Genomic DNA, 18485 nt, shown 5'->3' with positions numbered 1-18485 from the left:
ATAAGAAGAATATGGAAAAACCAAAAAACCGGATATTACTGGGATGTGTGGCGGATGATTTTACAGGTGCGTCCGACGCCGCAAGTTTTCTGAGAAATGCCGGACTGCGAACATTACTTATGAACGAAATTCAAAAGGATTTTCCGGTCCCTGAACAGACTGACGCAGTCGTAATTGCCCTAAAATCACGCACGGAAGCGACCGATGTTGCTGTACACAGCACTCTGGAAGCAATTAAGTGGCTGGAAAACCAGGGGACCGAGAAATTCTATTTTAAATACTGCTCCACTTTCGACTCTACAAAAAAGGGGAATATCGGTCCTGTTGCAGATGCAATTATGGAATATCTTGGGGAAACATGCACCATCTTGTGTCCTGCCCTTCCGGTAAACGGTAGAATCGTAAGAAGTGGAAAATTGTATGTGAATGGAGTGCCTCTCGATCAAAGTCCTATGAAAAATCATCCGCTTACTCCTATGTGGGACAGCCGGATTAAAGCCCTGATCGAAACGCAAAGTAAATATCACGCTTACGAATGGGACACTACAGATCTTAACACAAGTGCTGAGCTGCTTCGTAAAAAATGTCTGGAAATTCCTGAAGATCATTTTTATATTGTTCCAGATTATACATGTGAACAAGATGGTCAGAAGATTGCGGATCTTTTTGGTCATCTCCGCTTTCTTACCGGAGGTTCTGGAATCCTGACGCACCTGGGTATCCGGATCTTACAAGACGCCGGCATCCGTACCAGAACCATACCTGAGAACTCAGAAGCAGCCGATAGCAAAGGCGTCGTGATTGCCGGAAGCTGCTCTATTGCTACTTTAGCACAGATTCAGGATTTTCAAGAAAAAGGGCATCCTTCCTTTCGGATTGATCCTTTTGCATTATATAATGGAACACAGACAAAACAGGAAATCATCGATTTTGTTCTGAGCCATCCGGATGATGAAGTTCTGATTTATTCATCCGACACTTCTGAAAAAATTAAAGAAGTGCAGAAACTCGGAACTGAAATAGTGGCAGCAATGATTGAAAGGACACTTGGCAGTGTTGCCAACGCTCTGTTACACAAAGGGTATGGGCGCATTGTAGTTGCCGGTGGTGAAACTTCCGGTGCTGTAACAAAAGTTCTTGGCTATGATGTATTCGAAATAGGTGACTCTGTGGCACCTGGCGTCCCGATCATGATACCAGTACAAAACAAGCACATCCGCCTCGTGTTAAAATCCGGTAATTTTGGACAAGTTGATTTTTTCACACGGGCTCTTGAAATGACGAGGTAATGAACGATGAACACACTTGAACAAAAAATGAATGATGCCATTTGGATCGCAAAAGAATTATTTGACCGTGGGAAAGCTACCGGTTCCTCAGCAAACTTAAGTTTTCTCCATGACGGTCATATCTATATTACAGGAAGTGGCACCTGCTTCGGAAATCTGACCACTGAAAGCTTCTCAGAAGTATCTTTCCAGGGGCAGCACCTTGCAGGGATCAATCCAAGTAAAGAACTTCCTCTTCATAAACTATACTACGAAAAATCGGAAGAAATCCAGGCAGTCATTCATGTCCACAGTTTTTATGCTACCATTTTTTCCTTTCTGGACCACCCGGACAAAACTGACATTGTTCCGGATTATACACCTTATTTGAAAATGAAAGTAGGAACTATAGGCCTTGTTCCCTATGCGAAACCCGGCAGTAACGAACTGTTTGGTTATTTTGAAAAAGCCGCGCCATTCAGTGATGCTTTTATCCTTGCTCATCATGGGCCTGTTGTTGGCGGAACATCATTGATGGAGACCTTTTTCGGTCTGGAGGAACTGGAAGAAAGCTGCAAGATTGCGTGGACATTCCAGCACACATAATAATATTAACATCAAAGAAAGTACCAGGAAGGAGGCCTGCCCATGGAACAGACATTGGAACTTCTACAAAAGCAAAAACAGATTTTAACACAAAAGCAGATACAGTCGTTGACGATTCTTGCAATGGATAATGTAGAACTTGACTGCTTTTTAAGACAAGAATACCTCGATAATCCTATGTTGGAAATCAATGGTCAGTCTCCGGAAACGGTTTATGAATCCCTTCCTGTTCTACCATCTGAGGATGATAAAAAATGGAATCATCAGATGGAAGAAAGTAAGGATCTGAAAGAATATCTAAGAAGTCAGCTCAACATTGGCAACAACGATGAGCCATATGAAAGTTTACAAAAATATCTAATCGAATGTCTGGATGATTCTGGTTACTTCACACTATCTACCAAGGAAGTCGCCGGATATTTTCACACTTCAGAAGAGACAGTGACAAATTGCCTGGATGAACTGAAACTCCTGGAGCCGGTAGGTGTTTTTTCCTCGGATCTGAAAGAATGTCTCCTTCGTCAGTTAGAGGCCCTTGGATCTGGAGACCCTCTGTTGAAACAGATGATCAAAGAGCATCTGGAAGATGTAGCTCATGGGAACATTGGACATATCTCCAGATCTCTGAAGATCCCAACATCTCAGGTTCGCAAGTACATGCTAATGATTGGCACATTAAATCCCCGTCCTTCCACAGGCTTTGGTATTAAAAAAACAGAATACATTGTTCCAGATATCATCATAAAAAAGGAGGAAGACTGGGAAATTCAACTGAATGACGGTTGGATGGGAAACTATCAGATCAACGATTATTACCAGAATATGATACTCAAAACCAAGGATAATGAACTGCGAGCATATTTCCGTGAAAAAGCCTCCCGCGCAACATTTATCCTTCAAAATGTGGAACAGAGACGAAAAACACTGATGAATGTTACACAATTTTTATTAGACCAACAGCTCCCCTATTTTGAAGGGACGGGCCCCCTTCACCCAATGACAATGGCAGAAGCCGCCCAAGTACTGGGGATTCACCCTTCAACTGTCTCTCGTGCCGTAAAGGGAAAGTATATCCAATATCCCAAGGAGACTGTACCTATGAAAAACCTGTTTTCACAGAGTGTATCAGGAATATCCGGATCAACTACCCGAAATGCAAAAGAGATTCAGGAAATGATACGAAGACGGATCAGTGAAGAAAACAAGAGAAGTCCATACAGTGATCAAAAACTGAAAGAACTGCTCGAAGGGGACGGCATCTTCCTGTCAAGAAGGGCTGTTGCCAAATACAGAGAACTTATGGGGATTAAAAGTAGTTTTAACCGAAAAGAATCATAATGTTGCACAGCTTTGCACCATATGCAACGCGTGCAACATTTTATTTTAAAATCTATTGAAAACAAGTTCAGGAAAACATAAATGAAGACCAGAAACCGGCTCTTTGGCTATTTTTACAAAGATGGCACACAAATTGCTGATTACTTTATGTAAAATCACATGCTGTGCGGCCGCAGCAGAGAACACATGATCAATGTCTAATCACATTGACTGGAAAGGACGGTTAGTATCATTATGAAAATATGTGCGACAATGAAAAAATTTCCCGGCGGAATGATGGTAATTCCATTATTGATCGGTTGTGCAGTCAATACGTTTGTTCCCCAGTGCCTGGAAATCGGTGGATTTACAACAGCTTTATTTAAAAGCGGCCAGTCGACTCTGGTAGGGCTCTTCATTTTCTGCAGCGGAGCTACAATTAACGTGAAACAAGTAGGAAAACCACTATATAAAGGCGCAGTTCTTACCATTTTAAAATTAGTAATTGGTGTCATTATTGGTTATTTGCTCAATCTTATATTTGGTCCTGCAGGTATTCTTGGTCTCACCCCATTTGCGGTTATTTCTGCAGTTACAAACTCAAATGGAGCAATTTATACCGCACTTGCAAAAGAATTTGGAGATGATACAGATGTCGGCGCCATTGCAGTTCTGTCATTAAATGACGGGCCTTTCCTTACTATGATTGCTCTTGGGACGACAGGTCTCGCTTCCATTCCTGTACTCTCCATTGTAGCTGCAATCATACCACTGATTATTGGTATGATCCTCGGAAATCTGGATTCCGACTTCCGTGATCTTCTTTCCAAAGGCCTGAATATGATTCTTCCAGTGAATGGTTTTGTATTCGGCGCTAATATGAGTCTTGTTGACATAGCAAAGGCCGGCGTTCCTGGGATACTTCTTGGACTTATCACCGTATTCTCAACAGGTGTGCTCACATACATTATTTACAGTGCAATCCGCCGAAAACCAGATCCAATGGGAATGGCTATCGGCACTGTAGGCGGAAATGCAGTTGCTACTCCTGCATCCGTTGCAATGGCGGACCCATCGTTGGAGCCATATGTAGAATCTGCCACTGCCCAGACGGCTGCCGCAGTCGTTATCACTGCAATTCTCACTCCTATCTTAACGGGATGGGTAAGCCGGAGAGCCTCAAAAAAACTCGCTCTCAAAGCGGCTGCATCTTCCTTAGAAGACAAAGAAAACTGATTTGGAAAGGACTGATTCATCAATGAGTATTCATATTATTAAAGCAGACAAGATCATTACCGGAAAAGACCTTACCTTAATGACACGCGGAGCAATTCAGATTGAGGACGGAAAGATTACCCGCATTTATAATCATGCTTCTCAGATACCTTCCGGCGAACATATTACCGTGACAGATCTGGGCGACAAAACTCTGATTCCCGGAATGATCGATTGTCATAATCACCTTGCATTGGATACGCGCATTGAACATCATCTTGTGAAAATGAATGATTGTGAATGTGAACAGACTATCCGGGCCTTAAAGACGATGAACGATGATCTTCATGCCGGAGTAACCACTGCAAGATGTCTGGGGGATCGTTTTTATATTGATGTCACTTGTAAAAAAGCACAGAAAGAAGGACGGATATCCGGTCCAAAACTTGTTGTCAGCGGCATTGGCATGCGCGCCTCTCACGGTCATGGGTATGTAGGAATGCCATTTGACGGACCGGAAGAATTTCGCCGGCAGGCCCGCGAAAATATCCTCCATGGTGTTGATTTTCTGAAAGTATTTATGACAAAGGTCATCAACGCAACATCTTTTATCTATCATTTTATGAGCCCTGAAGAGCTTCGGGCAGTCGTCCAGGAGGCAAGAAGTGTAGGAATTACCACTGCATGTCACTGCTCAGGAGGACAGGGTCTTGATGACTGCATTGATGCGGGAATCGACTGTCTGGAACACGTATATTACATCTCAGAACGCCAGGTTGAAAAAGTGAAGAACGCAGACCGATGGGTCGTATACACGCCAAGTTATGCACTAAACGATGATCTTCTCTTCAAGTTTTCTCCGAAGGACAAAGATGGGAGTCTGAAAGAAAAAGAAATCATCTGCAAATGCCTGGAAGGCGCCATCTCAGGTGGACTGAAATTTGGTATCGGTACAGACGGAATCCACCAGGGACTTGCACAAGAGGCCATTTATATCTCATCACTAGGCGCCTCCAATCAAGATGTCCTTGCCGGAATTACGGTAAATGCCGCCAAACTGTGCCATGTGGACAATGTAACCGGCTCTATCACTGAAGGAATGGCTGCTGACCTGGTAGCACTGGATGGGAATCCATTGGAAGACCTCTCTGCTCTGAAGCGAGTAGAAGCCGTTTATCAGGACGGTAAGAAAATAAACTAAAATTTTTGTTCCCATAAGTCAAGACAGTCCCGTGAACCTTAGATTTTCCAAACCTAACTTTTCACAGGACTGTCTTTTTCTCTTTGCCGTACATCCGGTTACTTTCCCAACTGGTATACAGCTTTCGGTATATCCTTAATGGAATCCCCCACCTTTATACCTTTCTGAGATCATCTGGATATATATTTCTGGCACGTCCAAGATCCTGGAATACATTTACTTTTGATTTTGACGTTTTAAATCTGACCCGGTCTCCCGGTACCAGATCCGGAAACGTATTGCCCCAATAAAACAGCCAGTCACTGTTCGCCTGTTCGCCGTCCGGCGGATTATCAAGGTGCCCCTTGATCCCGTAACAACGGTACTGCTTCTGCGACAGCTCCCGGACCGATTCAATCACCGTCTCATAGTACCCCTCTTCATCTGGGTGCAGTACATAATCACCCGCTATCCACTTTTTTACATAAGAAACAAACTCCACCGTTCTTCTGTAAAACTCCGCCGTACTATGACCTTCCAGAACTTTGCATCGATGTAATTCATCGTATACCACACTCAGATCTTCCTGCTCGTCCAGCTTTCTCATCTGAATCCCCTTCAAAGGAGTCCTGTCCAATTCTTCATATTTTACAGTCAATAATGGGAAATACTGCTTGCACAAAGCCCACGCAGCTCCCATTTCCACCAGACAGAACGGGCTCTGTAAATATTCGGCTGTAATGAGAGAAATGACCGTATCACATTCCTGCATCTGCTGTCTGATTGTTTCAATAAAATTTTCACCTGTTTGCAGCTTTTCCGGAAACGCCGTACAGAACACATCTCTTCTTCGCAATCCCATTCCCAACTGCAAAAACTCAAGGAATTTTTCTGCCAGTTGTTGATTTTTAGAACTAAAACTGATAAACACCTTTTTCATGTTAATTCCTCCAATTCATCCAGAAGCCGTCCCCTTTCCTTTTGAAAACGAGTTGTTGCTTCTGTAATTTCCCGATAGTATCTCTCCTGATTTCTCCTGAGCTGTCCGCCGATCTGTTTCATTCTAGCCAGGTCATAATTCGGAACTTTCAGCGTTTGCAGACTCGCATTGCTTATTATCCGGATTGTAGTCCCCGATTGGATACGCTCCAATGCAATCTGTCCCTGTTCTGAAATTAAAAATTCAAACAATACATACGGGTCGTATTTCCTCTGATCCACCCGGATCATCGTGATATTTCCACTAATATACGCTTCCGGTGGATTTGCCTCCACAATGGCTGCTTTCAAAACCGCACCCTTTGACGTAAGTAAAATGTCGTCCTTACTGATCCGAAATTTTGCCTTGCACACAGAGCTTGTTCTCTGAATCCGGTCGGCCTGTCCAAACTCCAGCCGAGCGTTCTGAATATCTTTGATATTAATAAAAAACGCTGCTCCATTTTCCGTAATGTCCGATTTCTTCAGAAGCTGTGATCCCCTGACGATCTGCGCAATCTCCTCCAAAGTGATACCTGACTGTATCTCTTTTTCCCCGGTCCGGCGGATATATTGAAGAGGTTTCAGAGAAAATGCATTCTCCCCAATCTCTTCCCTACCGCAGACTGCACTCACTCCGGGAATCTGCTCCGCAGAATCAAACACTTTTTTCGCCAGTTTGATTCCCTCCTCTGTCAGAGAATGAACATTCCGTCCTGTCCGCTGACAATATCCGCTGATATCAAGGAATATTGTTTTTCCCTTTCTCTTTTTCGCTTTGTTAAAAATGAGCAGCTCTCTCCCGGTATGATCTTTCGGATACAAATTGTTTGGAAACGTAATCACAGCTTCTAACCAGTCATTTACTACAATCTGCTCTCTTAGACTCACCTCGTTTCTCCGAATCAAGGAACCTGGAGTCACAATCACCGCCGCAGAGCCATGTTCGCTCAAACGGTACAAAGCATCCTGAATAAAAATCCAGTCGGCATAAATATTACGTTTCGTAAAGCCGTAAAGTCTTGGATCTGTACTCTGGCAGAGCTCCGTAACATTTCTTCCCCTTGGAACATCCATCACGATCATATCGTACCGCTGCCGTTCCCGTTCCTCCGGTATCGTCAACACATCCCTCTCTACAATCTCCCCTGCAGAAACTCCATAGGCGTAGCTGTACAAATTCGCCACATCACAAAGCTCACGACTCTGTTCTTCCCCGCAGAATGAGATCTCTGGATTCCGCAGCCTCAGGTAATCCCATAATTCCAAGCCCAGTCCGGCACCTCCACAACAACTGGACGCGAGATGCTTTGCCTTCCGTGGACTGAGAAGCTCCACAATCACTCTCCTTACCCCTGGTGGCGTCAACACACATTTTCCGTCCCGACCCATCAAGTCCAGTATCAAAGCAAACACCTCTCTGGGGTCTTCCCCCTTTTTGCCATACCATACAAAACAGTCTATCATTTTTTTCAGTAGCCTCTGAACTGCTTCTTGCTCTACCGTCTGCCAGTTTATTCTTTCAGATAACCTGCTGAATGCCTCACGCACATCATATCCCTGAATTCCTTTAATGCTCTCAATGAGGGAACCTTGCGAAACCATGGCACCACTGCCAATATCCAGTCCAAAATCATCCTGCCATTCTCCGTAATGCCAGGAAAAAGCCATTAGTAAAGACAACGAAAAAGCCTGCTCTTCCGATATCTCCCGTTGAAACTCCTTCCAGATTTCTTCAAACATTTGCGTCTCCCGCATACGCCGCCTCCTTTCTACCTATATTTCATAATTGAAATATATCACTTTTGTCTCATAATGTCAATTATGAATTACAATTCATAATTTTTTGTAGAAAAAATTGTCCTCCACCTTGCAGGGAAGGACATAGAATAATACAGTAGTTTACCTTTACTTATTTTAGAATGACGCATACTTTTTTCAACATCCAATGAAACACACTTACTATTTTTTTACTTAATTCAGGAATCTTTATAACTTTTGCAATCTTAGTTCTCAGAAATTCAACGACTAACCCGGAAATAAAAATCAACGCGGCACAAGCAAACGCATACACAACCCCTAAAATAATATTGGTTTCTGCTACAAATGTAAAAGCACCTCTCAGATAATTATTCCATATTACCTGATTGAGCTGAAATAAGTAGATACCAAAGGCTAACGGAGAAAGCTTTGCTATCACCGTGCCCTTCAAACGAATCCTTGAAAAAAGAATGACCATTAGTAATCCACTCAGCAGGATTGTGGGAGACACAAAATTCGTTAGCTGCTCATTTCCCTGAAAAACGTGTGCGGCCCATGTCCAAAAAATACAAATTGCCCACATAATAATGAGAGTGAACGACTTCTTCTGTTCAAAGACCTTGCCTCTCTTTGCCAATGCTCCTATGCAATATAAGATGATGAGCCATAAAGTTGAGTAGCCACCTTGTGTTTTAAAAGCATCCGCAAACAGCCCCATACATGAAAATAAAATAATCAGTATGAGAAACGCAATTTTCGCACTTTGTTCCTCTACCGTAAACATAAATTTATTTAAAATAGGAATTGCAAAAAAGAGCGCGAAGAAAGCTGTAAAATACCAGAATTTCCCAAATGTAACAGGAAACGCGCATCTGATCATATCTGCTTTTTCCCAGACTGGATTACATCCTGCCAGAGTGAACAGCATCGTAATCACAAAAGAATAGAAAAAAGCTTGAAACCACATATCCACCAGTTTTTCGTATTTGCGTGGTCTGTCCACGGCCATATATCCGCTGATAATCGCGAATCCATCCACCGCACAATATGATAAAATCTCTAAAAACCAAAAAGCCTTATACTCCACTGTTCCGGCTTGGCATACCCCTAAGATTCCCCCTTGTCCTAAAGTATGTAACATACACACCATGTACATCAAAACCAGACGTAAAAGATCTATGCCATAATTTCGTTCGTATTTCATCTAATTTCTCCTCATTCCCGTAAGTAGATTTATTATAACATATTTTTGTTATTTATTATATAGCAGAGCTAAGAAACAACATCTCTGGCGCTCAGAGAAACGCTTATACTTTTTGGCGTTAACTAATTCATCATCCTCTTTTGGTAGATTTGGTTGTGATGAGTTAATTTTATCGAACGTCTATAGACCAAGTCTATTTTTATGAAATTGATTTTGCGAAATTAATTATACGTTATCCTAGATACTTATTTATAATTGAAGTATACCACACACCTTCTAACAAATGAATTCGCAATTGAATTTTGACATTGACAGATTAATAACAAATTACAGTAATAGGATTCAAAATAGGGATAATACAAAACAGCAGGCAATCTTATAGACTACCTGCTATTTAAAATAACTCATATTATATTCCATCACTCAAACTCGGCGTGTCCTTTGTTGCTCTTAACTATATTTATTTAAGTTTTCTGTAAATTCACGCCGATATTTACTTCAATTACACCAATTACTCTGGCTTGCTGATTTTCTGTTGCCAAAATGTTGCCAAACTTACTGTCAATCCAATTTATAATGATACTGCCCAGCATTAGTCATTGTTTGTACCTTAAAATCAGGATCTTCTAAAGCGCTCACAATTAAATTCTTTTTGTATGGAACATGTAATGTGGCAACTTTATCCATATTGTCTCTGAATTTCGGTAACTTATCCCAAAGATCCTTAACCTGTTTTCTCATTCCCGTTGAACACCAAATATCTGATTTTTCCTTAAAATCAGGGTAAATAACGATTACCGGAAGTCCTTTTGTGTTAATTCCATATTCAATTTCTTCCCGTAATGCTTGACTATTCTTTGTATTATTGCTCAAAAACAGAATAATATTTTTTGATACATCAAGCCTATCATGCAATCTTTTCTTTAATGTTTCCCATGAGCTATTATCTCGAACATTATATGTTTTTGCATGAGCATCCACAAAAGGAAAAGAACTATCTGCTCCTTTCCATGCACGAAGCTGATTGTAATAAAGAAAATCTGGTGTGGCATTAGCTCCTAAATTTGATTCACTAAAAGGTTCACTCACATAAAATGCCGCATAATTTGCTGTCCTATTTGCCATTTTTACCTCCTTAATGTCATATGAAACATATTTTTATATTCATACATCGGAATATCCTTAACATCGCCATAGATTATAATATCTACTTTAGATTTAAGGCTTACTCCGCTACTATTTAATGTACATAGCATACATCTTAGTAGTGCTTCTCTATCTTTCGGGCCATCATCAAATCTAGATATTCCCGTACCAAGTACGGGAAGTACAATATCATTACTCGCATACACCCTGTCTATCTCTGTCCACATCTTCATGAGCATAAGTTCAAACTTTGCCATATTAGTATGAGCTTCATGTTGTATATTTAGTTCTGTCATCGCTAACATAAGATACGTCTGATTATCTACACTACTATCATAACGAATTACTGTTCCAAGCGGGAACTCATACAATCCATCATTCTTCTTTTGGAGACCAAGCCTCTTTGCTTCATTCTCTACAACCGCTTCAATTTCCTCCTTTTTTCCATGGTTTAAGACTAATTGGCCATGCAATGACTTCTTCGATATTACAATATCGTCAACTCTAGTGTCAAAATGCGTATCACATCCAATAATCTTCCAACCAGAAGCTTCAAATATGTCCCCACAGCTAATAACTACTTGCGTCTGTCGAATTGTAAGGTTTACAGAATCTCTAAAAATCCTGCCAATAGCAAAATAAATGAGACTATAAATCACCACAAAGATTACCAAAACAACCCCAATCCTCATCCAAACATTTGAATCCTTCCAATCTCCCAGCGAAATACCTAGCACAGAAAGAATTGTGGAAATTAGACCTACTGTCGTAACTGAAGCAGTGATACTATCTCGGATTTGTCGTGAAAGATTGATATACCAATTATATATTTTTTTCATAATCACCCCATCAAAACATTTATTATGAAATGTATATTTTCTTATAATAAGTCTGGCAACTTATTATAATCTTCTATAACATTCACCCTCATATAAAGACCATTTGCTCTGCGATATGTTTACCTTATACTCTAACATTTCTATAAAGCTACACCATATTGTTCAAAAATCCATGTTTGACCAGTTTCTATCATCTTAACTAGATATTTTTCCTTTACTTCTTCCAAAAACTCACTGATTGCATCTGGATGATTTTTTAAAAACCATCCTATATGATTTTCGATATAGTCAATTCTGATTTGAGCATCATTCAAATCATTAGGACACCTTTTCATCTTTTCATCAATACTATCGAATCCCGAAAACGGCTCATTTAATCGTTCTTTAGTCATTTGGATATATTCAGGATTAATATCAACCCCTATACTTCTTCTATTCAGTTGTTGGCAAACTCTCAAGCAAGTCCCCGAACCAACAAATGGATCTACAACCAAATCCCCCTCTTTACTTGATGCTAAAATCATTCTTTCATATAGTCCCTCCGGTTTTTGAGTTGGATGTTTTTTTCTATTTTTATTACAATAATGCATATGAGAAAATTCCCACACATTTCCCGGATTAGCCCCACGCATATTATTAACCGAACGATAATATTTCTGTGGAACCCGAATCGAATCTAAGTCAAAGAAAAACTTCTTAGGATTTTTTGTAAACATTAATATATCATCATGTCTGGGACTAAATCCTTTAGTTTTTCCGATTCCTTGTGTATAAAACCATGTAATCCAACTATTAAATGTCATACCCAACTCTTGTTCCAGAATTGTATAAATATATGAAATATACTTCATACCCATAAAAACATATATCGTTCCATCTGGCTTTAAAACTCTTTTTGCTTCATTTAGCCATGTTCTACTAAACTCAAGATATTCTTCAAATTCCAGTTTATCTTGACTTGTTCCATAATTTTTATTTAAATTATATGGTGGATCTGTCACAATTAAGTCTACAATACCATTTTCTAATTTGCTAAGTTCTTCAATAGCATCGCCGCAAATTGCATTTAGTCTTTTATCCATTTATTTTTTTGAGCCTCTCTATAAAAATCCTCAATGCTTCTTCTTGAACTATGCAGATACTTGCTATCTAATAATTTACACATTTCCCAAGTTGTCCTATATTGATATGTAACATAGTGTATATCCTTAATCTGAATTTGCCCCGTTCCTAATGCCGGATTATAATTAATGTCTGCATCACTAATAAATTTTAAATCATAGGCATTATAATCCACAATTTCCATAATTCCATCCATCAATCTTGTACGCTCATTCCTTTGAACATATACTTTATGCTTGATTGATAAAATTATAAACATAAAATCCGGGTCTTTAACATAAGCAGTTCTTATTCTGCTAAAGCTCGTGATATTTGGCCCTTTACCACTATTAGGAATGTCATTTGCTGTTGCTTTTACGTCCACATTTCCCGTTACTGACCTATCATCCTTTTTAAATTGTAATATTATATCAGCTATTCCAAGACGTTCTTGAGCTTCTACATTTATAAGGCGATACGGATTATCCATATCATCTCTTATCCCTGCAAAGACTTCTCCTGCCCAAGCTTCAATCATAGGCCCTGCAATTTTATTTATATTTTCCAATGGAAGGCCCATGCGTAGGTTAGTATTGATGATAATTTTATTATCACCTCGTTCTTTTTGTCTATCAAGAATTAAATTCATTTGCTCAATCACAAATTCACTGTCCGCTTTATAAGTAGGTGATTCTACTGGTATTTTAAAAGTCATATCCTCATATCGCATTTTGTTTACCCCTTTCTCTATTTCGTTATAAATCATTTTTCAGTTTCATCAACAAACTCCATAATATCACCAATATTACAATTTAAGACAATACATATCTTATGCAAGCTTTCCAGAGAAACCGTTTCTCCTTTTCCCATTTTTGCCAATACATTAAAACTAATTCCAGCCATTTCTTTTAAATCAGTTCGATTCATTCTTTTATCAATCAACATTTTCCATAATTTATCATAACATACCGACATATTATTTCTCCCAACACTCTATGTCCTCTATCAACTTGTATCAGTATATCACATTTCAAATTATATATCAAGATAATCTCACAAAAAGCTGAGTTTTTGTCAAACATATGTTTCTCTTTATTGTTGATTGACAATATCAAATCCCCACCATCCAGTCAACAGTAAACTGAACGACTGCGCTGCTATTGACTAATTGATGAGGATTAGCTTTATGGCAGCTAAGAGGGCTTTAAACAGCCCTCTCCTGTCATCGAGCGTCCCTGTTATGCTTTCTCCTTGCAACCCATTTCTGTTCAGCTTCTATCCGTTCCTGTTGCCTCGCCCGGTTAATCACAACGTTTACCTGTTCAGCGCCAACCACAGCCTTTATACGTCCAAAATCCACCGCCACTATCCGCAGTTCCCGATTTTCCGCCAAGACTTCTTCCAGCCTGTTTGTCAGCCGCTCATTTCCACTCCGTTCCCTGTTATATGCCGCTTGCAGCTTTGTAAACTTATTTGAAATATCCAGATATGCCGAATAAACAGAGCGCATAACTTGTACGATTTTCTTTACCAGCGGTTTTGCTTTCTTCTCCCGATACGACTTTGCAGATTCCATAACCGCCGCTTCTGGAAGCGTCTGCTCCGGGTCTGCGGAAAAGTCTGCGGCCAGCTTCTCCATGTTCTTTACCATAGGGGCAAGTTCATTCATGCGTTTCTGGTATTTGTCCGCCTGTTTCTGCGCTTTCTCTGCTTCCTGCCGAGACTCCTGCAAATCTTCCTGTAAGGAACGAATCTCATCATCAACCTGTAACAACTGTTCATGCAAATCTTCGTTGATTTCTTGAAAAGTAGCGTTTTCTTCCTGCAATTCCGCCTTTTTTGCTTCCAGTTCTGCAACTTCCTTTGCCCGCTCCTTTTTCTCAAAATCTAAGACAGATAAATGCTTTTCATGTGTGCCTTTCTTCTCCCACTCAATCCCATGTTCCAGCATGACGGCGGCAAGCTGTTCTTTCTCATAAGCCACCCACTGATTTAATTCCGTTTCCCGTCTTGTGCCGCCTTTAAATCCGAGAGCAGATAACGCCTGTTTCAAAGAAACTCTTGTATCAAGTCCCCGCTTGCTTCCTGTCGTATACGGTACAAAATCTATATGCAAGTGGGGCGTTGCTTCGTCCATATGAAGATAGGCACTGAACACCCTCAACGTAGGATTTCGCCGCTGAAAGTCCTGCATATATTTATCCAACACCTTTACCGCAAGCTGTCCGTTCTCCGTTTTCGCTCCCATGTTGTCCTTATCCCCGATTTGCAGGATAATCTCATGGAATGGTTTTTCCTGCTTGCCGGAACGGATTTTCTCATAATAATCATCAATCCGGCGGTCACTTCTAGTCTGCTTCTCATTGTACCGGGCGAGTGCTTCATCAAACAATTCGTGATATACGTCCTTAATATTTTCGTTGCAGTATTCCACGTTCAGACAGCTTCTTTCCGGGTCAGTATTCTTTGCATGGAATTTTCTGCTGTTATGATTGACAGAGCCTTTCCCTGTCATAAAGCTGATAGTTCGCTTCAATCAATATCCTTTCTCCCTGTCCGGGTAATCAGCGCCGGATACGGCGCATAGGCTTTGTTACTTTCGTCGAAAGTAACGCAAAAGCACTTTTGACAGCCGTTCCGTCCATCAAAAGCTGCCTTTGCGCCCTGCCGGGGGCTTTTCCGTCCTACGGACGGAGCGGCTGTTCCCGCCGCTTTGCTTCCGCTGCCATAGCTTTTCGGATAGCGGAAAGTACGTTTTCTACCGTACATTCCTCCCACCCGCACAGCCATACCAGCGTCCGCATTTCTGCCACAGTCAATTCCACATCTCCAAAGATTTCATTGAGTGCGGCAATTCTCCGGGATTCACTTTCGTAAAAATATTTGTTCACGTTCCGGGTTCCCCATTCTGGCTGAATTATCATCAAATCACACCTTTCTCGTTGTCTGCTATCCACAGGAGCGTGACACGCTCCTGTCTGTTATCATCAAAGGAAAATACCAGCGGAAGCCATCCGGCACTCCACGTTTTTCCAGATATTCCTGTTTGGCTTTTTCCCGTTCTTCCTGTGTGGGCGCAGTCTTATATTTCGCATATAATTCATGGAGCACCAGCGAATCCAATTTCTGCTCCAATCCCTGCCGGATTTTATTCAGACAATCATCATCTTCCATTAGATGATAGCGGAGCAGAGATACAAACAATTCATAAGGAATTTGCACGTTTTTCATCACTTAATCCTTTCTGCGTCGGTTTGCGTCGATAGCGTCGATATTTTCTATACCAGCCCGCTGTAAAAAATACCGTCGCAACCGACGCATATCGTCGCTTTTACTCTCTCGGCTCAAGCCGTTTCAGAATAATCTTCCTTTCATGTCCCCGCTTATTGTCATAGAAAATTCCATAGTCATTAAGCAACTGGCTATTGACTACATTCAGCTTTCTGGAAAGCACGTTTGCCTGTATCTGCATATCCGGCAACTGGCTCACAAGTTCTGTTGCTGTCCCCTCCCATTCCGGCTTATCTTCTGTCAGAAAATTGTTGATTGCTTCCAGCAGGGGATTCGGCGGCTGTTTCCACAGTTCCGTTTCTGCCTTTTTGAATTTCCAGACGCAGCGCTCCCGGTCAAACTCTATAGTCAGTTCCTGATCCGGCTGGTCACGCCCCACTATATCCATGACCGCCTCATTGTCAGTGCGCTTTTTCTTGTGCATGATAAACGCCCCGTCTGCCGCTCCAAGCAGCCCGTTTGTGCCGGAAATCATATCAAAGCTGTCCTCGGATTCCAGCTTGCGTGTGTGATGAACCACCAGCAGGCAGATACCGTATTTATCGCTGAACGATTTTAACTTTGTCACAATCTCATAATCGCTGAAATAGCTGTACCTGTCCCCGCCGACCTCACGCACTTTCTGAAGCGTATCAATGATAATCAACCTTGCGTCCGTATGCGCTTTCAGAAATTCCTCTAATTGCCTGTCTAAGCCCTCATTCAAGGTCTTTGCCTGTGTCGCAAAGTACAGGTTATCCGCACATTCCACGCCGAACATACCGGAGAGTCGCCGCTGAAGCCTTGCATAATCATCTTCCAGTGCAAGATACAGCACCGTACCCTTTCGGACAGGATAATCCCACAGCGGAAGTCCCATTGCCACATGATAGGCAAGCTGTCCCATAAAGAACGATTTTCCAACTTTCGGCGCACCTACAAAAAGGTAAGTGCCGCCGTAGAGAAATCCCTCTACAATCGGCGTTCTCGGCAGATAGACGGTATCATACAGTTCCGTCATGGAAACGGTTTGAAGCCCGCCGCTCCCGGATTTCTTCAGGTTTTGTGCGGCTTGCAGATTGATTTGTGCTGTTTCATTTGCTATAATTTCATTGTGATTTTTTAATTGCGGCTGCGCCCTATCTGCGCCAACAGATAATACGGGAGCAGTCGTTTTCATTTTTTCTGTCATTCATCTTCTCCTTTCAGACCATCTAATGTGATTGCGATTACCTGCAACGTGTAGAGTAGTTCGTCATTGTCCGGGCTTAATGCCTCCAATCGCTTCAATTCCTCGTAGATAGCTACCATTTGATTTTTCAGAGCCTTATACACCCTCGGATTGCCCTGTACCACCACGTCCCGGCATAGTAGCCGCCTTGTAATATAGTCCTGCTTTGTCAAGCCCGACAATGCCACCAAATCGTTAAGCAGCTTCGCTTCTTCGTCCGATACCCGAAACGCTACTGTATGATTGCGCCACCGCCCTTTATAATCAAGTGTTCTTTCCATTTGCATCCTCCTTTGTCATTCGCTCCATTTCCAATTTTTCCGCCATTTCCGTCTGCACCGTAGGGAATAAGTGGGCGTAGCGGTAAGTGATTTTCTCCGCTTCATGCCCCATGCGCTCCCCAATCGCCAGCACCGAAAATCCCATGTCTATTAACAAGGAAACCGCACTATGCCGAATATCATGCACACGAATCTTTTTCACTCCTGCCTGCTTCGCCCCTCTCTCCATTTCATGGTTGAGATAGGATTTTGTGACCGTAAACAGCCTCTCGTTCGGCTGAATGTCATACAGCATTTTGATATATTCCTGCATTTCCTCACAGAGAAATGGCGGCATTTTGATTGTACGGTTACTCTTTTTCGTTTTCGGGCTTGTGATAATATCCCGCCCTTTAGATCGGTGAAATGTCTTGCTGATTGTGACCGTCTGTTTCTGAAAATCAAAATCAGCCGGAGTGAGCGCCAGCAGCTCGCCGGAGCGGATTCCGCACCAGTAAAGCATTTCAAAGGCATAATAGGAACGGGGCTTATCCATCATGGCTTCGGAGAATTTAAGGTATTCCTCTTTTGTCCAGAAGTCCATTTCTTTCGGAACCTCATTTCCCATTGTGCCGGCCCGCCTTGCCGGATTGTAGGGCAGGTTATAGAAGTTCACAGCATGGTTGAAAATCGCCGTAAGCTGGGCGTGTATGGTTTTCAGATAATCCGCCGAATAAGGCTTCCCTTTCTCGTCCCGGTACGCCATGAGTTCATTCTGCCATGCGATAATGTCCTTCGCTTCAATCTCCGCTATCTTCCGATTTCCGAAATACGGTAAAATTTTTGTGCGGATTACATGGCTTTTGGATTCCCATGTGCTTTCCTTGACACGCTGTTTCTTGTCGGTTTCGTAAACTTCAAAGAAGCTGGCAAACGTCATATCCAGCTTTGCACCCTGTTTCAGCATGGCTTCATGCTCCCACGCCTGTGCTTCCCGCTTCGTAGCAAATCCCCGTTTCTGGGTCTGCTTCCGCTCCCCTTTCCAATTTGTGAAACGATAGATTACCCGCCACGTTCCTGTAGCATTGTCTTTGTATACAGCCATTCAA

Annotated in this window: 19 protein-coding genes; 5 read left to right on the top strand and 14 right to left on the bottom strand. The window is 41.8% G+C overall.

Annotation, left to right across the window (positions count from 1 at the left end; genetic code table 11):
* Window positions 1-11 precede the first annotated feature (11 nt).
* From otnK to AOA56_RS08440, 5 genes are all read left to right on the top strand, one after another.
* Window positions 12-1289 carry a 3-oxo-tetronate kinase gene (gene otnK, locus AOA56_RS08460; protein WP_053769446.1) on the top strand — a complete coding sequence of 426 codons (1278 nt, stop codon included), beginning with the start codon at window positions 12-14 and terminating at the stop codon, window positions 1287-1289.
* Window positions 1290-1295: 6 nt separating this feature from the next.
* Window positions 1296-1874: a class II aldolase/adducin family protein gene (locus AOA56_RS16370; RefSeq protein WP_048621027.1), complete on the top strand. Its 579-nt coding sequence runs from the start codon at window positions 1296-1298 to the stop codon at window positions 1872-1874.
* A 42-nt stretch (window positions 1875-1916) separates the two neighbouring features.
* Window positions 1917-3212, top strand: coding sequence for an RNA polymerase factor sigma-54 (gene rpoN, locus AOA56_RS08450; protein ID WP_053769445.1), 1296 nt, complete (start codon window positions 1917-1919; stop codon window positions 3210-3212).
* A 234-nt stretch (window positions 3213-3446) separates the two neighbouring features.
* A complete protein-coding gene (locus AOA56_RS08445; RefSeq protein ID WP_053769444.1) occupies window positions 3447-4427 on the top strand; it encodes a 2-keto-3-deoxygluconate permease in 981 nt (326 codons plus the stop codon).
* A gap of 22 nt (window positions 4428-4449) precedes the next feature.
* Window positions 4450-5607, top strand: coding sequence for an amidohydrolase family protein (locus AOA56_RS08440; RefSeq protein WP_053769443.1), 1158 nt, complete (start codon window positions 4450-4452; stop codon window positions 5605-5607).
* Between the two features lie 154 nt (window positions 5608-5761).
* On the opposite strand, the gene AOA56_RS08435 is transcribed toward AOA56_RS08440, so the two are convergent.
* The 14 genes from AOA56_RS08435 to AOA56_RS08370 form a co-directional block, all read right to left on the bottom strand.
* Window positions 5762-6526: a toll/interleukin-1 receptor domain-containing protein gene (locus AOA56_RS08435; RefSeq protein ID WP_053769442.1), complete on the bottom strand. Its 765-nt coding sequence runs from the start codon at window positions 6524-6526 to the stop codon at window positions 5762-5764.
* Window positions 6523-8322, bottom strand: coding sequence for an N-6 DNA methylase (locus AOA56_RS08430; RefSeq protein ID WP_238117663.1), 1800 nt, complete (start codon window positions 8320-8322; stop codon window positions 6523-6525). The genes AOA56_RS08435 and AOA56_RS08430 overlap by 4 nt, the downstream gene beginning before the upstream one ends.
* A gap of 154 nt (window positions 8323-8476) precedes the next feature.
* Window positions 8477-9529 carry an acyltransferase family protein gene (locus tag AOA56_RS08425; RefSeq protein WP_024733685.1) on the bottom strand — a complete coding sequence of 351 codons (1053 nt, stop codon included), beginning with the start codon at window positions 9527-9529 and terminating at the stop codon, window positions 8477-8479.
* A 561-nt stretch (window positions 9530-10090) separates the two neighbouring features.
* Window positions 10091-10654: a TIR domain-containing protein gene (locus AOA56_RS08420; RefSeq protein WP_053769441.1), complete on the bottom strand. Its 564-nt coding sequence runs from the start codon at window positions 10652-10654 to the stop codon at window positions 10091-10093.
* A gap of 2 nt (window positions 10655-10656) precedes the next feature.
* A complete protein-coding gene (locus AOA56_RS08415) occupies window positions 10657-11514 on the bottom strand; it encodes a macro domain-containing protein (protein ID WP_053769440.1) in 858 nt (285 codons plus the stop codon).
* A 140-nt stretch (window positions 11515-11654) separates the two neighbouring features.
* Entirely contained in the window at window positions 11655-12596 is a 942-nt protein-coding gene (locus AOA56_RS08410) for a DNA-methyltransferase (protein ID WP_053769439.1), read from the bottom strand.
* Window positions 12581-13381 carry a hypothetical protein gene (locus tag AOA56_RS08405; RefSeq protein WP_205694932.1) on the bottom strand — a complete coding sequence of 267 codons (801 nt, stop codon included), beginning with the start codon at window positions 13379-13381 and terminating at the stop codon, window positions 12581-12583. Before AOA56_RS08405 ends, AOA56_RS08410 begins: the two co-directional genes overlap by 16 nt.
* A complete protein-coding gene (locus tag AOA56_RS08400) occupies window positions 13378-13590 on the bottom strand; it encodes a helix-turn-helix domain-containing protein (RefSeq protein ID WP_053769438.1) in 213 nt (70 codons plus the stop codon). Before AOA56_RS08400 ends, AOA56_RS08405 begins: the two co-directional genes overlap by 4 nt.
* Before the next feature lie 247 nt (window positions 13591-13837).
* Window positions 13838-15130 carry a plasmid recombination protein gene (locus tag AOA56_RS08395; RefSeq protein WP_053769437.1) on the bottom strand — a complete coding sequence of 431 codons (1293 nt, stop codon included), beginning with the start codon at window positions 15128-15130 and terminating at the stop codon, window positions 13838-13840.
* Window positions 15131-15299: 169 nt separating this feature from the next.
* Window positions 15300-15539: a hypothetical protein gene (locus AOA56_RS08390; protein WP_053769436.1), complete on the bottom strand. Its 240-nt coding sequence runs from the start codon at window positions 15537-15539 to the stop codon at window positions 15300-15302.
* A 25-nt stretch (window positions 15540-15564) separates the two neighbouring features.
* Window positions 15565-15846, bottom strand: coding sequence for a hypothetical protein (locus tag AOA56_RS08385; RefSeq protein ID WP_053769435.1), 282 nt, complete (start codon window positions 15844-15846; stop codon window positions 15565-15567).
* A gap of 100 nt (window positions 15847-15946) precedes the next feature.
* On the bottom strand, window positions 15947-17077 hold the full coding sequence (locus tag AOA56_RS08380; RefSeq protein ID WP_053769434.1) for an AAA family ATPase: 1131 nt from the start codon (window positions 17075-17077) through the stop codon (window positions 15947-15949).
* Entirely contained in the window at window positions 17074-17397 is a 324-nt protein-coding gene (locus tag AOA56_RS08375; RefSeq protein WP_053769433.1) for a plasmid mobilization protein, read from the bottom strand. The genes AOA56_RS08380 and AOA56_RS08375 overlap by 4 nt, the downstream gene beginning before the upstream one ends.
* Window positions 17381-18481, bottom strand: coding sequence for a site-specific integrase (locus AOA56_RS08370; protein ID WP_053769432.1), 1101 nt, complete (start codon window positions 18479-18481; stop codon window positions 17381-17383). The genes AOA56_RS08375 and AOA56_RS08370 overlap by 17 nt, the downstream gene beginning before the upstream one ends.
* Window positions 18482-18485: the final 4 nt, after the last annotated feature.

The organism is Sellimonas intestinalis, assembly GCF_001280875.1.
GTDB classification, from domain to species: Bacteria; Bacillota; Clostridia; order Lachnospirales; family Lachnospiraceae; genus Sellimonas; species Sellimonas intestinalis.
This window is presented reverse-complemented; position numbering and strand designations above follow the sequence as displayed.

Coding starts and splice junctions, on each gene's coding strand:
- otnK (WP_053769446.1), top strand. CDS start 12: ATGGAAAAACCAAAAAACCGGATATTACTGGGATGTGTGGCGGATGAT.
- AOA56_RS16370 (WP_048621027.1), top strand. CDS start 1,296: ATGAACACACTTGAACAAAAAATGAATGATGCCATTTGGATCGCAAAA.
- rpoN (WP_053769445.1), top strand. CDS start 1,917: ATGGAACAGACATTGGAACTTCTACAAAAGCAAAAACAGATTTTAACA.
- AOA56_RS08445 (WP_053769444.1), top strand. CDS start 3,447: ATGAAAATATGTGCGACAATGAAAAAATTTCCCGGCGGAATGATGGTA.
- AOA56_RS08440 (WP_053769443.1), top strand. CDS start 4,450: ATGAGTATTCATATTATTAAAGCAGACAAGATCATTACCGGAAAAGAC.
- AOA56_RS08435 (WP_053769442.1), bottom strand. CDS start 6,526: ATGAAAAAGGTGTTTATCAGTTTTAGTTCTAAAAATCAACAACTGGCA.
- AOA56_RS08430 (WP_238117663.1), bottom strand. CDS start 8,322: ATGCGGGAGACGCAAATGTTTGAAGAAATCTGGAAGGAGTTTCAACGG.
- AOA56_RS08425 (WP_024733685.1), bottom strand. CDS start 9,529: ATGAAATACGAACGAAATTATGGCATAGATCTTTTACGTCTGGTTTTG.
- AOA56_RS08420 (WP_053769441.1), bottom strand. CDS start 10,654: ATGGCAAATAGGACAGCAAATTATGCGGCATTTTATGTGAGTGAACCT.
- AOA56_RS08415 (WP_053769440.1), bottom strand. CDS start 11,514: ATGAAAAAAATATATAATTGGTATATCAATCTTTCACGACAAATCCGA.
- AOA56_RS08410 (WP_053769439.1), bottom strand. CDS start 12,596: ATGGATAAAAGACTAAATGCAATTTGCGGCGATGCTATTGAAGAACTT.
- AOA56_RS08405 (WP_205694932.1), bottom strand. CDS start 13,381: ATGATTTATAACGAAATAGAGAAAGGGGTAAACAAAATGCGATATGAG.
- AOA56_RS08400 (WP_053769438.1), bottom strand. CDS start 13,590: ATGTCGGTATGTTATGATAAATTATGGAAAATGTTGATTGATAAAAGA.
- AOA56_RS08395 (WP_053769437.1), bottom strand. CDS start 15,130: ATGACAGGGAAAGGCTCTGTCAATCATAACAGCAGAAAATTCCATGCA.
- AOA56_RS08390 (WP_053769436.1), bottom strand. CDS start 15,539: ATGATAATTCAGCCAGAATGGGGAACCCGGAACGTGAACAAATATTTT.
- AOA56_RS08385 (WP_053769435.1), bottom strand. CDS start 15,846: ATGAAAAACGTGCAAATTCCTTATGAATTGTTTGTATCTCTGCTCCGC.
- AOA56_RS08380 (WP_053769434.1), bottom strand. CDS start 17,077: ATGACAGAAAAAATGAAAACGACTGCTCCCGTATTATCTGTTGGCGCA.
- AOA56_RS08375 (WP_053769433.1), bottom strand. CDS start 17,397: ATGGAAAGAACACTTGATTATAAAGGGCGGTGGCGCAATCATACAGTA.
- AOA56_RS08370 (WP_053769432.1), bottom strand. CDS start 18,481: ATGGCTGTATACAAAGACAATGCTACAGGAACGTGGCGGGTAATCTAT.